This is a genomic window from Helicobacter labacensis (genome assembly GCF_003660285.1).
GTDB lineage: Bacteria > Campylobacterota > Campylobacteria > Campylobacterales > Helicobacteraceae > Helicobacter > Helicobacter labacensis.
This window is the reverse complement of the sequence record NZ_QXQQ01000034.1, coordinates 1-14,776: the sequence shown is the minus strand read 5'-3', so window position 1 is coordinate 14,776 and position 14,776 is coordinate 1. Positions and strand designations below refer to the sequence as shown.

General features: G+C 44.6%; 11 protein-coding genes and 6 pseudogenes. 4 read left to right on the top strand and 13 right to left on the bottom strand.

Features of this window, described 5'->3' with window-relative positions; genetic code table 11:
• Positions 1–132 (top strand): annotated as a pseudogene (locus EAO33_RS09955) (portal protein); the annotation flags it as partial.
• Between the two features lie 306 nt (positions 133–438).
• Here EAO33_RS09955 and EAO33_RS08240 read toward each other — a convergent pair.
• The 5 genes and pseudogenes from EAO33_RS08240 to EAO33_RS09950 all read right to left on the bottom strand — a co-directional run.
• Positions 439–570, bottom strand: coding sequence for a hypothetical protein (locus EAO33_RS08240; RefSeq protein WP_407920479.1), 132 nt, complete (start codon positions 568–570; stop codon positions 439–441).
• A gap of 285 nt (positions 571–855) precedes the next feature.
• On the bottom strand, positions 856–1,644 hold the full coding sequence (gene flgG, locus EAO33_RS08235; RefSeq protein WP_120946266.1) for a flagellar basal-body rod protein FlgG: 789 nt from the start codon (positions 1,642–1,644) through the stop codon (positions 856–858).
• Positions 1,645–1,707: 63 nt separating this feature from the next.
• Positions 1,708–4,271, bottom strand: a pseudogene (locus tag EAO33_RS08230) (TonB-dependent receptor family protein).
• A gap of 233 nt (positions 4,272–4,504) precedes the next feature.
• Positions 4,505–5,057: pseudogene (locus EAO33_RS08225) on the bottom strand (aldo/keto reductase); the annotation flags it as partial.
• Positions 5,058–5,432: 375 nt separating this feature from the next.
• A pseudogene (locus EAO33_RS09950) lies at positions 5,433–5,528 on the bottom strand (conjugal transfer protein TrbL); the annotation flags it as partial.
• Between the two features lie 487 nt (positions 5,529–6,015).
• Here EAO33_RS09950 and EAO33_RS08210 point away from each other — a divergent pair.
• Positions 6,016–6,234 (top strand): YdcH family protein, encoded by a 219-nt coding sequence (locus EAO33_RS08210; RefSeq protein WP_120946263.1) that lies wholly within the window; start codon positions 6,016–6,018, stop codon positions 6,232–6,234.
• 3 nt (positions 6,235–6,237) lie between these two features.
• Here EAO33_RS08210 and EAO33_RS08205 read toward each other — a convergent pair whose 3' ends face one another.
• The 5 genes from EAO33_RS08205 to EAO33_RS08180 all read right to left on the bottom strand — a co-directional run bounded on the left by EAO33_RS08205 (position 6,238) and on the right by EAO33_RS08180 (position 11,038).
• On the bottom strand, positions 6,238–7,083 hold the full coding sequence (locus EAO33_RS08205) for a J domain-containing protein (RefSeq protein WP_120946262.1): 846 nt from the start codon (positions 7,081–7,083) through the stop codon (positions 6,238–6,240).
• Positions 7,084–7,104: 21 nt separating this feature from the next.
• Positions 7,105–8,472: an MATE family efflux transporter gene (locus tag EAO33_RS08200; protein ID WP_120946261.1), complete on the bottom strand. Its 1,368-nt coding sequence runs from the start codon at positions 8,470–8,472 to the stop codon at positions 7,105–7,107.
• Between the two features lie 37 nt (positions 8,473–8,509).
• The gene (gene rpsI, locus EAO33_RS08195; protein WP_120946260.1) at positions 8,510–8,899 is read right to left on the bottom strand and encodes a 30S ribosomal protein S9; all 390 of its coding nucleotides are present in this window, start codon (positions 8,897–8,899) and stop codon (positions 8,510–8,512) included.
• Positions 8,892–9,347 (bottom strand): 50S ribosomal protein L13, encoded by a 456-nt coding sequence (gene rplM, locus EAO33_RS08190; protein WP_120946259.1) that lies wholly within the window; start codon positions 9,345–9,347, stop codon positions 8,892–8,894. Before rplM ends, rpsI begins: the two co-directional genes overlap by 8 nt.
• A gap of 806 nt (positions 9,348–10,153) precedes the next feature.
• Positions 10,154–11,038 carry a hypothetical protein gene (locus EAO33_RS08180; protein WP_120946257.1) on the bottom strand — a complete coding sequence of 295 codons (885 nt, stop codon included), beginning with the start codon at positions 11,036–11,038 and terminating at the stop codon, positions 10,154–10,156.
• A gap of 88 nt (positions 11,039–11,126) precedes the next feature.
• Between EAO33_RS08180 and vapD the strand changes: the two genes are divergently transcribed.
• Positions 11,127–11,408 carry an endoribonuclease VapD gene (gene vapD / locus EAO33_RS08175; RefSeq protein ID WP_120946256.1) on the top strand — a complete coding sequence of 94 codons (282 nt, stop codon included), beginning with the start codon at positions 11,127–11,129 and terminating at the stop codon, positions 11,406–11,408.
• Positions 11,409–12,132: 724 nt separating this feature from the next.
• Here vapD and EAO33_RS08165 read toward each other — a convergent pair.
• The 3 genes and pseudogenes from EAO33_RS08165 to EAO33_RS08155 all read right to left on the bottom strand — a co-directional run.
• Positions 12,133–12,447, bottom strand: coding sequence for a hypothetical protein (locus EAO33_RS08165; protein ID WP_120946254.1), 315 nt, complete (start codon positions 12,445–12,447; stop codon positions 12,133–12,135).
• Positions 12,448–12,684: 237 nt separating this feature from the next.
• Positions 12,685–12,911 (bottom strand): annotated as a pseudogene (locus tag EAO33_RS08160) (BglII/BstYI family type II restriction endonuclease); the annotation flags it as partial.
• A pseudogene (locus EAO33_RS08155) lies at positions 12,908–13,381 on the bottom strand (DNA methyltransferase); the annotation flags it as partial. The pseudogenes EAO33_RS08160 and EAO33_RS08155, both read right to left, overlap by 4 nt.
• Positions 13,382–13,755: 374 nt before the next feature.
• Between EAO33_RS08155 and EAO33_RS08150 the strand changes: the two are divergent.
• The gene (locus EAO33_RS08150; protein WP_235853152.1) at positions 13,756–14,700 is read left to right on the top strand and encodes a TrbG/VirB9 family P-type conjugative transfer protein; all 945 of its coding nucleotides are present in this window, start codon (positions 13,756–13,758) and stop codon (positions 14,698–14,700) included.
• The last annotated feature ends 76 nt before the right edge of the window (positions 14,701–14,776 follow it).

Here is a 14,776-nt window from a genome sequence, read left to right as displayed (position 1 = left end):
CGCTATTATGGGCTTTTTAGAGACATCAAACCCATGCAAGATTACATCAACTTTGCCGAGAACAGAATGGGCAATATGATGGGGAGTTTTAAGGCGATGCTTGAAGAGCTACTAGGGGTCGCAAAATTTCTTGTGATCGTGGGGGGCGGGTTGCTCCCGGCACATCTTGGCATAATCCGATTGGGGGCGTAGTCCCGGAGATAAATCTCTCTTGTCTTGTCCGCTTTGTAGGCTTTCCATGGTTTGGATAAGTTTAGGGTTATTTTTAGGGCTAGAATGTTCATGCAAAACACCACAATCGCACACGCTCCGCTTTAAATGTATAGCAAATTACCTAATGCTGACCAAGGACTAGCAAAATTTTTGGGGCGCGGGGTTTGGGAAAGCTGGAGGGTCCTTTATTATTGTGGATTACACCTACAATTTTATTTAAAAGATTCAAAAATGCGCTAAATAGTTGCCTTTTTGCATAGAGGCTAAGCCCACAACAATTTCAAAAAGAAAAATTTTAGCTTGCATGATGGCTAAAATCCGTAAACACCCCTGGAATAAATGGGCGCGGGTCTCCATTTGCCTTTTGCCTAGTGTTGAATAACTTTGGCATGGCGGTCCACCCAATAAAAGCCCAACTCCCCTGCTCTACAAAAGACAGCGGCTACCCTGAATTGTATGGAGCATGAAAACCATAAATACAATGCGCCCCCATATCTCTAATAATAAGTTCTACCTTGCCACCAAACATAGGACAAACCAATGGCGAAAAACCAGTGCCATTAAACCGCGACAATGGGGCAAGAAACCCCTAATTAGCGACTTCTGTGTGAGACGATCAGGGTTTCTTGGTATTACGCCATCCTAGCGTTTCAAGCTGTTAACCGTTTGGAGCATGTTATCTGCTGTTTGGATCGTCTTAGAATTGGCTTCATAGGCGCGCTGGGCGGTGATTAGATCGGTCATCTCCTCTACAAGGCGCACATTACTAAGTTCTAAAAAGCCTTGGCGTAATTGCCCATAACCATCTCCATTGGGGTTACCTACAATGGCTGGACCACTTGCTGAAGTTACCGCTAGCAGATTATCCCCCAAGGCGTGCAAACCAGCCGGGTTAATAAAATTAGCCAAAGTGATCTGCCCGATCACATTAGAGGTGCTTGCATTGCCCTGAGTCACACTCACCGTGCCATCTACACCGATACTAATTTGGGTGGTGTCTTGGGGGAAGGTGATTTGGGGGATGAGCAAATATCCCTCAGTGGTTACCATATTGCCCTGATCGTCGATCTTAAAATTGCCCGCACGGGTGTAAGCGATCGAGCCATCGGGCATTTGAATCTGAAAAAAGCCCTTGCCGGTGATGGCAATATCTAGGTTATTCTCCGTCTCTTTGGGGCTACCTTGAGAAAACATCTTAGTAACACTAGAAGTACGCACCCCTAAGCCCACTTCAATCCCATTGGGGGATTTGGTGGTATCGGATGTAGAAGTGCCTGCATATTGCAAGGCTTGGTAAAAGAGATCGTTAAAATCCGCGCGTTGTTTTTTAAAGCCCACGGTATTGACATTGGCGATATTGTTAGAAGTGGTGTCAATATGGGTTTGTTGCCCTAACATCCCGGTAGTCGCACTATAAAGAGATCGCAACATGGTTAGCCTTTATGTGAGATTGATCCTCCATTATAGCCTAAATAATCTAATCCCCCCAAAAATCTAAAAAGTGTAGCTCAAATACGCTGTAACAGAGCGCCCCGGGCCGGGTTGTAAGCCTGCTGGGCTGGAGCCAATCCCGGTAAAGAAATACTTCATGTTGAAGATATTATTGACCTGCAAACTCCCCACCATCTTATGCCGTCCGCTTTCCCAAAAGATTTGGCTAACTTCCATATTCCACACCCAATACCAAGGCAAGAGTCCCTCATGTTGGGTCATACACCATGCGGTGCACTGCCCCCCAGCCCCATTAACGACCCCATTAATGGCATTGCTATAAAATTGCTTCCCATAATAACCCCCCGCTGCGCTATTGCCAATCCCACTATAAGCCCGGCTATAAAAATAGCTAGAGAGCCCAAAGGTGGTTTTGGCATAAGTGTAGCGCGCATCTAGGATAAATTGGTAGGGGCTTACAAAGGGGAAGTGGTGGTTGTAGCTAGTCCCGGGTAAAATATCGCCATTCAAGTCCGTTAGTCTAAAATGGCTAGTAACACGGGTATCAATGTAGTTAAAGGCGCATGGAATTGCAAGCCCTTAATGGGTCTGTAATATATCTCTAATTCCACGCCCTGAGAGTAGCCATCCACTGGTTGGACCTGACAATTCCCTGCTCCCATTGTACAAGGGAGTTTGACAGCAAATTGCCCGGTAGCAAAATTGCGCGCCCAAATCCTAAAGAAATCGGCATTAAAGCTAAACTTGTCTTTGTAGGTGTAGCGCGCGCCCACTTCCACAGAGTCAAAATGCTGGGTAAAATACTCTGCCCCGCCATAACTCAACACATCTAATTGGGGGGGGACAAAAGAGCGTTGGTAGTTAAAGTAAGTGAGCAAAGTGTTATTGCCTTGCACGGGGATAAAGCCGATATTGAGCGAGGGCATCCAGTTGTTCATGTGCTTGATCTTGGCTAGATCGGCTTTTGTAAATCCTGCTGCCCAATTAGAGGCATTCTCATTGTTATACTGCACGAAAGCATAGCGCAACCCGGGCACGATGAAAAAACGCCCATCCCAAGTTTCAATGCGATCGCTCAAATACACCGCCGTGTAATTGTTGCGCCAGTTATTCCAGTTATGATATTTGCCATGCTTAATGTGGGGTTTCCAGCCGCTCATCACATTTGCCCCCTCACACAAAACCCCCGCCCCCACTCCGCTAGTTTTGGTTGCGCACTCATTGATATTAAAGTATTGGCGTTGCAAAAAGGCGGTGGTCATGAAGCGCAAGCCGGTGATAAAGGTTTGTTTGACTTTACCGGTGTTCACCACAAAGGTAACCTTGGGTTCAAAGGCGTTATTGATGGAGCGCACGGGGTTTTCTATCTCTGTCCAGCCAGCATAATTAGTGGCGTAGTAAGGCACAGCGGCACTATAGCCGGGCAAGCCTGCAGCCGCACAGGTTGCAGAGGTGTAACAAGTAACCATGTTCGCGCTGTTATAACTAGAGCTCACTTGGAAATCTCTGGTCATAAACTGCCCGTAATAGGTGAAAGTAAAAGTCCCCCCCACCTTTTCTAAATCCCCAAAGCGGTTTTCATACACGACCCCAAAGCGTTGCGATCGCCCGCCTTTGGCATTAAAAGGGCGCAGATTAGCAAAGCGGTTAATCTTATAGTCTTGTTCGCTTAAGGATCCAGGCTGGGCGATGTTGAATTTATAATACTGGTAGTAGGCTTTGATGCCATTGTTTTCGTTAATGTCATAGACCCCATCTAGCCAGTAGTTTTGGATATTAGTGGGGCTATTATCCCTAAAGCCCTGCCCCATCACCCAGTTAGCCTGCGCTTGCACCCCAAAGTGCTTATTAATCATCCCCCCACTTCTAACATAGGTGTTGTAGAGTAGGTTATTACTCAGGGATTTAAGAAAAGAGGAATTGTTATTATTGGGGCTATTAAAACCCGCAAAGGAGGAATCACCGGCATGCGTGTTAGCAAAGCCCGCATTTCTAGCCTTAGCCCAAAAAGTCATTCTTTCAGCCGCTTGGTTTTCCCATTTACGAGGAATGGGCTTGGTGATGATATTGACAATCCCCCCATAGGTGTTAGGTCCATATTGCACGCTCCCCCCACCCTTGATCACATCAATGCGATCGATGGCTTGGAAAGTTACTGGGAAGATGTCTAGCTCAATGTGCGAATAGGGAGCCATATACACAGGGATGCCATTAACCAGCATAAGAGTTGCGTTACTATGCCCTGAGCCCCCCGCCCCAAAACCGCGCACTTGGATGGTGGGCATTGCCCCCACACCCGTGGCATTGCGCACCTGCATGCCCGGGACATTTTGCAAGGCTTCTTCAATGCTTTGGTTAGCTTGTTGGGTGAGGGCTTTATTAGAGATCACCGTGCGGCTACCGGTGTATTTTTTCACCTCCTCATCCTGCCAACTTTTAGGCGCAGTGATCCCGCTATAACCTAAATTAACCTGCCCTGAGTAGTCGGTTCTATCCTTTTGCCCTGAAGTGGAAACCTTGCCTAAGGTGTAGGTCTTATCCTTAGCTAGTAAGGCATCTCCACAAACTAAACTCGCCCCCAAGGCCAAGAGTAACTTCTTATCCATAGCGAACCTTTATACCTAAAATCAAAGACCAAACCCTGCGGTGTGCATTCTCATTAAAAACACCCCGCTTGAATTAGTGCATTCTAGCTTATCAATCTTATTTTTTACTTAATAATCTTATTTTTATATTATTTCTGTAGTCTATTTTATGATTAAAATATTATAATAGAGTATAGCCATTGTTTGGTTTAGTGATCACCATCAAACGCCTCTAGCTCTCATGCCTTCAATACCACGCTTAAAATCCCGATATTTTCTACTAAACGGCTCTCTTTAGTCGTGTCAAAGAGTAGGATCACGCCCTGTTGGGTGTGTAAAATCCACGAAAGGGCGGGCGATTTGGGCGGGTATGGCGTTTTTGCATTGGGCTGTGCCTTTTAAAAGCCCCACAAGTACATAATGTTTAGCTAAATTCTCTAGGCTAAATTTGAACACAACACTTCTAAAATCCTCTTTAGCAAAGGTGCTATTTTTGCCAAACTTATCCCCAAAAAGCCCTTACCTAAAGGCGAAAAGCCCACAAAGACAATATGGTGCGCCCCACAAAAACCTAAAATCTCTTGTTCTGGCGCACGCCACGCAATGCTCACTTTGCAGCACACTTAAAGGACAAATGGCATGCGCTTTTTTAAACTCTCTAACCACGCTTGCTCATCTCCCATGCCTTGATTTTGCCATCCTTATGAGTATTTGTACTGTGTTTGCGACCTCCTCTATGGGCGTGTCAGGATCGACTCTGCGTTGGTAGTAAAGATCTAAGCCCTCGACCCCTAGTCGTTTTAAGCTGTGTGTTTCTACATAGCCAAACTTAGCCCATACAGGCTAAAGGGCTGACTTGAAATTGTCCTAATTTGTGGTGTTGGATTGCTCCTTAATTTAATGGAGTTTGGTTATAAAACCTGACACCTAGTGTTTGTCAATGAGGATAGATTCATTGCATCTATGGAATTTATGGAATTTATGGAATTTTAAACTCTAGTGACTGACAATTCTTATTTTTCTTGTGGATTTTGAGGCGTGTCTATATACTCTGTCAATGCTACCCAAGCAAAAACAATCCACATGGCATAAAAAAAGCAATTCAGTAGATAAATGAGAATTAATAGAGCCACCAAAAAACATAACAAGCACCAAAGGCAACCAATTAAATAACCAAAATAAAATACCCCCGCTTGTGCCAAAGATACTATTGATGAAATCTGGGATGCGCTTGACAAGGTAGAAACAGATCAAAGAAGATAAAATCAAAAGCACTAAATGCCCCAAAGCTCCAATAATCCAACAGAATCTAGCACTCCATTCACTACTGCTGTGCCATTTTGTAAAAACCTGGAAATGTCTCCAAAAAATCCTTGCTGGATTTCAGTCTGTGTAGGGATTTTTCTGGTTATATGCGCAAATATACCCAAGCCCAATACGCCCTAGAGAAGTGCCCCGCCCTGCATACTAATACCCACTGCGCGCAGCAATTGGAACAAATCCAAAGGAGTTGTGCACGCGTTTACAAGCCCGGTTATATCCGTACTAAGTGCCAAATCCCCAGAAAATGGTGGACGATCTGCAAAAACGCCTTTTCTCCTCTAAATCTAACGCGCCTAAAAACATACAAACTCCTCATTCTTGTAAATTTTGCGCCATTATATCACCCCTCTATCAAGGGGATGTGTGGGGTCTGACACTTAAGATGAGGGAAGTTTTAGGTTGAAAATACTAGAATATCCCCATTAACTCTTAAAGGATTTGCATGTTCCATGAGTATCGCGATGATATCAAAGCTTTGAAAAACAAAAACCCCCACTTCAATAAAATTTTTGAAGAGCACAACGCGTTAGACGACGAGATTTCCACTCTGATCGCGCACAATACGGACGATCTCAAAGTAACCGATCTCAAGAAGAAGAAGTTACGCCTCAAGGACGAAATCCTACGCATGATCCAAGAGTATAGGGCAGGTACGCTTTAGACTCTAGAGCTGTTTTAGGACATTATACGCGTCCATCACTTCCAAAAAGCGTTGCTTGTAAATGCCCTTGTTGTAGGGCGCGCAGGCGCAGGTATCTGGGTGGTAAAGTTTAGCTAGCTCCAAATAGCGGTGCTTGATCTCCTCTTTGGAGTGCATCACCCCTAGTCCTAGCGTGCGCAAAGCCTTGAGAATGATCTCCTCTTGCCTAGTGAGATAGAGGGCTTGGGTGGGGTAAACAAATTGGATGTAGGCTTGCTTGAAGCGGGGGTTTTGCAAAGCCATTAAAATAGGGAGCGCGTCTAAGTGGGCGTGGGTTTCGTGCAAAAAATTGCTTTTGTTGGCTTTGTCTTTAAAGGGGGTTTCTAGCAAAATATAGGGCGCAAAGGTTTCGTGCAAAAATTCGCGCGCTAGGAAGTTATTGTAGTAAAAGATCACCCTAGAGTGCAGATAGATTGCATGGATCTCCACCTTGTGCACCAATGCCAAGACGCGCTGGTAGGGCTCGTGGGTGTGCATGCTCTCTTTAAACACCACGGGCAGGTGCGCGCAATCTAAAATCTGTTGTCTTAGTTGTTTGAAGACTTGTTGGTTGTAAAAGGGGTGCAGAGCGTATTTGGCATAAAAGAGGCGGTTGAGTAAGTAGGTTTTCTTCAAACTCTCCTGTTCTAATAAAATGGTGGTGTGCTTGAATTTGACATGTTCTCTAAAATGCTTTTTGATATAAAGCGTAGTTTTGTGGTAAAGGCAAGGTTCTAGGCAGACCTCTATGAATTGCTCTGAAGAGCCGATTTTGGGCGCGTAGGACAAGAGAGAAGCGCCTTTTTTGGGGATTTTGGTCTTGATCTGCATGGCGCATTATCACATTTTTTCTTAAGCCAAATCCTTAAGAGTGGCGACTCGATCAAAAGTGCCCCGCCTGATCTCATAGCGCACCACAAAGCCCACCACCACCAGCGCGCAAGCCTGTGAGATGGGAAAGGCGATCCAAATTCCCTCTAAGCCAAAGAAATGCGCCAAAATAGGCAAAAGAGGCACGATGAAAAGAATGGTTTCGCATATGGTGATGAAAAAGGAGGTGCGTGTGCGCTGGATAGATTGGAAAAACACCGCGCAGAGGAGATTTAAACCCAAAAAGATATGCCCGGTGTAATAGACATTCATCGCGTGCTTACTTTGGGCTAAAAAACTTGGATCGCGCGCCAAGCGTTCTTGATCCACATAGAGTTGGATCAAATGCGTATCTAAAAAGTAGAAGAGAATATACATCCCTACGCCTACGCACAAAGTGATCTTCAAACCAAAGATGAAAACCGCTTTGACCTTATCTAGGTTTTGCGCGCCATAATTAAAGCTTGCGATGGGCTGAATCCCTTGGGCTATGGAGAGCAGGGTCGTCCAAAAGATGATGCCATTATACATCACGATCGCATAGATGGACACCCCCCTCTCCCCCACGGTGTCCATGATAGTGCGGTTGAATAACAACATCACCACAGCCGCGCTGAGTTCAGAAACACTTTGGGGTAACCCGCTTTTAGCCGAAGAGATGACACTAGCCCAGTTGAAACGGCGCACGAAGTAGAGTTGCCCCTTTTTGCCTAAAAAATGACTCATGAGTACAAAAAAGCCCATCGCATGCCCTAAAACCGTGGCGATCGCGCTCCCATGAATCCCAATCTCCACCACATAGAGCAAGAAGTAGTTGAACGCCACATTGGTGAGTGAGCCTACCAACATCGCCACCATTGCTAAAATAGGGCGTTTGTCATTGACGACAAAGACATCGGCCAAGGGGTGTAAAACCATAAAAATCGCCCCCATTAAGATGACCTTGATGTAAATAGACACCATGGGCAAGACCGCCTCACTACTTCCTAACATCTTAGCTAAGTGATCGCTAAAGGGCACAAGCGACCAACTAATCAGAGTGATGCTAATAGCGACAAAGTAAAACACAGAACTAAAAACCAATCTAGCGCGTTCAGGTTGATCCTTGCCTAGAAAATAGGATGCGATAGAAGCTGCCCCAAATCCAAAGAGCAACTCAAAGGCGATTAGAGTGGGAAAAATAGGCCAACACACCCCAATAGCCGCTAGAGCTTGCTCGCCTAACTTATTCCCCACAAACATGCCATCAATCATGGAGTAAGTGGAGAGCGAGATCATAGAAAAGGCCAGTGGGATAAAATAGTAAAAAAAGAGTTTGGGGATAGAATCCTTGGATAGATCAATAGCCATTAAAGCCCCCTAAAACTTGACCCCCCTCACAAGCAACCTAGCGTTTAGAGAATTGTGGACTACGGCGCGCCTTGCGCTTGCCGTATTTCTTGCGTTCCACCACCCTTGAATCGCGCCTCAACAAGCCCTTGGGCTTTAAGATCGCTCTAAAAGCCGTGTCGTAGAGATTAAGTGCCTTAGAGATGCCATGCCTTAAGGCTTCGGCTTGCGCGCTATACCCCCCCCCAAAGACCACCGCCTTGATATTCACCAAGCCCTCTTGTTTAGTCAACACCAAGGGTTGCATCACCTTCATTTTGATGGATTCATGCCCGCCCAACCAGGCGTTTAGATCCGTGCCGTTGATGTCTAGCACGCCATTGCCATGGCTTAACCAAACTTTGGCGATCGCGCTTTTGCGTTTCCCTGTGGCGTAGATTTTATGCATCGTTGTCCTTTTTCACAACATCGTTGTTCTTTTTTGCGACTTGGGCGGTGTGGGGGTGCTTGGCTTCCTTGTAAACCTTGAGCTTTTTGATCATAGCGCGCCCTAATTTGCTCTTGGGCAACATACCCCGCACGGCAAGAAAAAAGAGTTTTTCGGGATGCTTGTCTAGCATCTCTTGGAGGGTTTGGCTTTTGGTGCTTCCAAAATAACCTGAGTGGGTGAAATACTGCTTGTCTTGCAATTTTACACCCGAAAATTTAACCTGACTGGCGTTGATCACCACAACAAAGTCCCCACAATCCACATGGGGGGTGTAGTAGGGGCGGTGTTTGCCCCTAAGTAAAAGCGCGACCTGAGTGATGAGTCGCCCAAAGACCTGATCCTTAGCGTCCAGCACGACCCAATCGCGCTTGAATTCCGAAGTTTTTATGGATTTTGTGAGTTGCATACCCGTCCTTTCAAAACGGCTATTCTAATCTCTTAAACTTAGAAATTCCTAAATTTAAGCACTTCTAAAGTGTTCTGAATCGCGAGGCATCTTCATTGTGGCGCAGTTTTAACACGGCAGTTTAACTCTTAAAGTCCACACCACCCCCCAAGCAAGCCAAGGCAAAATGCCCCACAACCACATACTCTACGGGTAAAAAGACAAGCTCTACACCACTTAACGCTAAAATTCCCACAGAAGCCAATCTCGAAACGCTAGATTTTAAAGAGATCAAAGAAGAGATTTTTTCTTGAGAAACGCAGAGAGAAAAATGGTAGTCCACATAATAGCCCGCTTAAATATCCCCATCACCAGCGCGTATAAGAAAATGACAACTAAGGATAGTAGGATCAAAAGCCCTATAACCACAGGCAAGACCCTTAAGAGCCACCAAGATTTGGCATGCTTGGATGGTAGCAGAAATAAAATGCACCAACACCACTAACCAGAGCGCAGATCATGAGATGTTTTAAATGGGGTTTATGCCTCAATTCTGCCAAACCCTCTTGGACATGTCTTTTCAAAAGCACTAGGCTTTTATGGTGTGCTAAGACATCTCTTTATTTAAAATCCAGTTCCACCACCACAATGCACAATCCAAGTAGGAGCAAAGCCACTACATACATAGATGCCCCATAGCGCGCATAGGGAAACGATCCTAGCACGCTACCCAATTGCCTACCCGTGGCGACAAATTTAGAAAGATTGGCTTTTTGTGCCTTGATCGCGTGAGTTAGGTTAGCATCTATAGTTCTCGAACTAGAGCACTAGCTAGTCCATAAAGCCCCCAAGCTAAGGGTGATGTCTCTTTGCACCGCCTTAGTTAAGTAGTCTGATTTTTGTTGTTCTTGGTATTCTCTAAGATCGTCTACATCGCGCATAAACGCGCTATTGAACAGAGTGGTAAAAATATTGCGATCTTTGTAAATCTGTCCCTTTTGCGCCTCTGTTAGGTCTTTAGCGTCCTTGACTTTTAAGATACTCTGGCGCAAGGCTTGCGCCTTGTATTCGTCCTCCCCCTGTGTGGGGCTGAAATACTCAAAAGGGCGACTTAGCATATCGCTAATGCCCAAATCACCCATTCTTTTATTAGCTAAATAGTTTTTCACACTTTGGGGTAATTTGGCATAGGGCACATTGTTTTCTATGGCTTGGTTGGTGAGTTCATGGTAGCCTATCTCTTGCTGGGCGTGCTCATCGCTTTTAAAAAAACCTAGGCTCATCGCGTGGGCTAATTTGTCCCCTAGCCCACTCAATCCCTCTAATTCTTGCGCGCGGGTGTTTAACTCTGCTAAAAACGCCTTGGGGTCTTGTAACTTCTGCTTTACCTGCTGGGCTTGTTGCTTAATCCCCGCTTTGAGTTGGTTAAAGTCTTGGGGTTGTGGGGGTTGTGATGGGGGTTGTGCGCTCTTTTGCGCTTGTGATGGGGGTTGTGGGGGTTGTGCGCTGAGGGGCTTAAACTCAAAATCTGCAAAGTTGCGCATGTCATAATAGGTCGCGCGCGTGGCTTCATTGTGGTTAAAGCCCTGTTGTTGGTAATATTTAAAGGTGGGTTCTAGATTGAAATTATTGGGGCGTGATCGCACAAAGTCTAAAATCTGTTCTGCGCTAAACCCATCTTGTTCTAACTTGTCAAAATCCAAACTTGCCATGCGCGCATACTAGACAAAAGCCCTACAAAAAACAAGGGTTAAAGAAGTTTGACTAAAATAAGGCAAAAAAGGACAAAAAAGGACAAAGATGTACGCCCTAGCTTTTGATCTTAAAATTGAAAATCTTAAACAAGAGTATGGCACGCCTTATAATAAGGCTTATGATGATGTGCGCCAAGAATTAGAGGCTTTGGGGTTTAAATGGACTCAAGGGAGTTTGTATATTAGCCCTGAGAAAAATGCTTTGGCGGTGGTGTATAGGGCTATTGCTAAACTCTCTAGCATTGAGTGGTTTAAAAAGAGTGTGCGCGATATTAGGGCGTTCAAGGTAGAGGATTTTAGCGACTTTACCCCCATTGTAACGGGCTAAAGGGCGTATTTGGGCGCTACGCACCCAGCGCGCTTAAATGAGCCCTAGTGCGCCTTCTTAAATCCACGCTTGGTGGTGTTTAAGCATTAAAGCGCGCGGGATTAATGGGGTTGGGTTTTGTGTGCTTAATGGGCTTTTTAGCGTTTTTAGCAAAAAAGCTACTGGCGTGCTTAGATGAAATAGAAAGGTTGGATTGATGGCTATTTTTGTGATTCTCTTGGGTTATACCGCTTTTTTTGCCCCGCTCTATTATTTCTTGTGGCGTTTAGATCAAAACCACAAAAAACGCCGCTAAATCCTCCATGTCCGCTTAGGGGTGTATCTACTCTTTAGAGTGGGGGGAGTAGCTCTAGGGGGGGCTATGACATCGCTATGGGTTAGACAACTTGCCAAAGCGTCTATGCAGTCATCTTGTTTATAAGGGCGATCGGGATCAAAGCTGCACCTAGTGTTTGTCAATGAGGATAGATTCATTGTATCTATGGAATTTATGGAATTTTAAACTCTAGTGACTGACAATTCTTATTTTTCTTGTGGATTTTGAGGCGTGTCTATATACTCTGTCAATGCTACCCAAGTGAAAATAATCTGCATGGCATAAAAAAGTAATTCGGTAGATAAATGAGAATTAATAGAGCCACCAACAAACATAACAAGCACCAAAGGCAACCAATTAAATAACCAAAATAAAAGACAGAGTATTCCCAAAACAATGCTTCTTTTTCTAAAAAAAAAGCACAAAGGGCATTAAAATTGCCCAAAAAATCCCCTTTGGCAATCTCTCAAAACTTTTGTATTCGGTACTGCACCCCACCCAAATCCACACAATGATTTGGATAATCAAATAAAAACCAAATAGAAATCCAACCATATCTAGCTTACGAGCAATGGTAAAGGCAATGCTATAAGTGTCATGACCTATAGCATCGAAAATCAATATCAATAAAAAGTTTGGTATGTAAGAAAGTAAAAATTTCTTTCTATGGTGCCTTAAAGCAAAATAAACACCCGGACAGAGAAGCAAAGCCAAGATTTTCATCAGTACTCCTATTAAACAAAACTTAAGACTAAAAAATTTAACTATTTTAACAAGCATTGATTAAACTTAATTGATAATAACCCTGACAAAGGGCGGGATATGACAATTTCAGGACGGGAAAATTTTAGCCTCTCTGTAGTGGATTATCTTTTAAACTTTAAAGGGGCAGTAAGAAAATCGCCATTGGACATTTGAGCACACAAGAAGCTACGGCCTTAAAATTCAAACACCCTACAGGTTTTCTAGCCAACCCAAAGCGTTGAATGCCAGTTTAAAAAGCCTTATTGATCTCTACAGGCGAAAATAGATGAACGCCTATTCTGCCCTTTTCTTGGGAAGTTTTTGTTTGGCATGCGTAGGCGTTTATATTTGTAATCACTCCCATAATCTCTTGCCATAAATTAGAGATGCACCTGTAAAAACTCCCACCCATTGAGGTGGGAGTGCCAATACGCAATTTTCAATACACCCCCAATCCGCGCCACTCCTCTGGCACGCGTGCCACGCTGTCATTTTTAGGGGTGTAAATTTCTTGGCTCATCTCACGGCATTTAAGTTTGCCCTTAAAAAAGTCTAATACCCTCTCTTGTGCGATTTGACAATACAATTCTTCTTTCTCCACGCACACCGCTTTTCTGCCATTTTTCAGCGCACTGATTAAAGTTGTCCCCACACCCCCAAATTTGTCTATTCCAATCCTTAAGTACAATCTCCCACACATCGGCTGGGTTTTTACTTTTAGGGTTGCCAGAGAGTTGCCCCTTTTTTGCCCCTTTAAAGTGGCGCTTACCGGGATATTTAGCGGGTATGCGCACGCTATCTAATTAAAGGTGTATGAATCGCCTTTGCTAAACCAAAGGACGCTTTCATAATCTTTAAAAAGGGTGTAAAAGTAAATGTCTATTTGTTTGGTTGCCGGTGTATTTCCCATTCTGTCAATGATATGCATGGATATGCTTAAGAAAGCTTAAAAGACATACTTTAAGTTTAACATTTTTCTAGAGAAATACCAACTTGTTAGCCCCTTGAAGACTAAATCAATCTCCCAATGCCTGCAAAAAGATCGATGAACGATAGTAAATCCCCCAATCTTTCTAAGCAGAGATTAAGGTAGCGTTGTCAAAATTGCCCTTGCTAGGGTGTGCAAATGGGCTTAATCTTGAAGGCTGTGGTGCTTGTGTAGCGCGGTTTTTGGGGTGGTAGCTAGGGGCTAGTGCCAAACCAAGATACTAAAAATCTTGCGCTTAATGGCGATTGCTGGCATTTTGTGTTAGCATGCGCGCTATGAAGTTTTTAGGATTAGCATCAGTGGTCATAGTTTCTGTATTATCTACAGGGCTTTGGGGGATTGAAACTCCAGGAGTGGTGCAACCTCCCCAAGAGCCCCAAGAAGAAGAGCAAGAAACCCCTCTCCACCCTATGCAGGATCTCAACGCCATCCAAGGGAGTTTTTTCTACAAGAAACGCCAAGACTTGGATAACACTTTGTTCATTGACTACCATTTAGGCGAAACCCATAAAATCCGCCTGCGCTACGCGATGGTAACCATGTTTGTCTTTGAAGAACCCATTTTAGAAGTGATCTTGGGCGATTCGGTGGGTTTTAGTAGCAAGGTATTGGGCACAGACCAACACCAAAATAGCAATGTGCTCTTAATCAAGCCCTTGCAGATTGGCATCGACTCCAATTTAGATGTCATTGGCAAGAGTGGCAAGATTTATGCCTTTTACATTTTTTCTACCACTTTCACCAGTTCTAAAAACCCCACTCTAAGCGTCTATGTTTCCCAACGCCATTTTTTCGCCCACCAAGAACAAACCCAAGCCCTTTTACAATCCCCTCTTGAAGACACCCCGCCTAGTTACCAAGCCCAAGATGACACACGCTATTTTAGGATCGGCGATGCCACTAACGCAATGTTTATAGAAAAGAGTCAAATCCAAAGGGGGTATCGCCTATTACAAGAGAGAAAACGCGCGTGGTTTTGTCTATGGCTTTGCAAGGTTGCCTTCAAACGCAAAAGCCCCATTGTCCCCCTAGATATTTTCAATGACGCGCATTTTACCTATTTCAAATTCAACCGCCACCACTCCCAAGTCAAATTCCCCGTGCTCTATAAGGTTGTAGATGGCTATGATAATCCCATTAATACGCGCATTGTAGGGGATTATTTGATCGCTGAAGACATCGCGGACAAATGGACGCTCAGGGAAGGAAAACAGCACGCCTGTGTGCGCCGCACTAAGCCATGAAACAATGGGGGCGCAAAATCCTCGTTCTTTTGGGCGCGATGGCGGGTATCATCGCCCTTTCCTTGTGGGTACACCG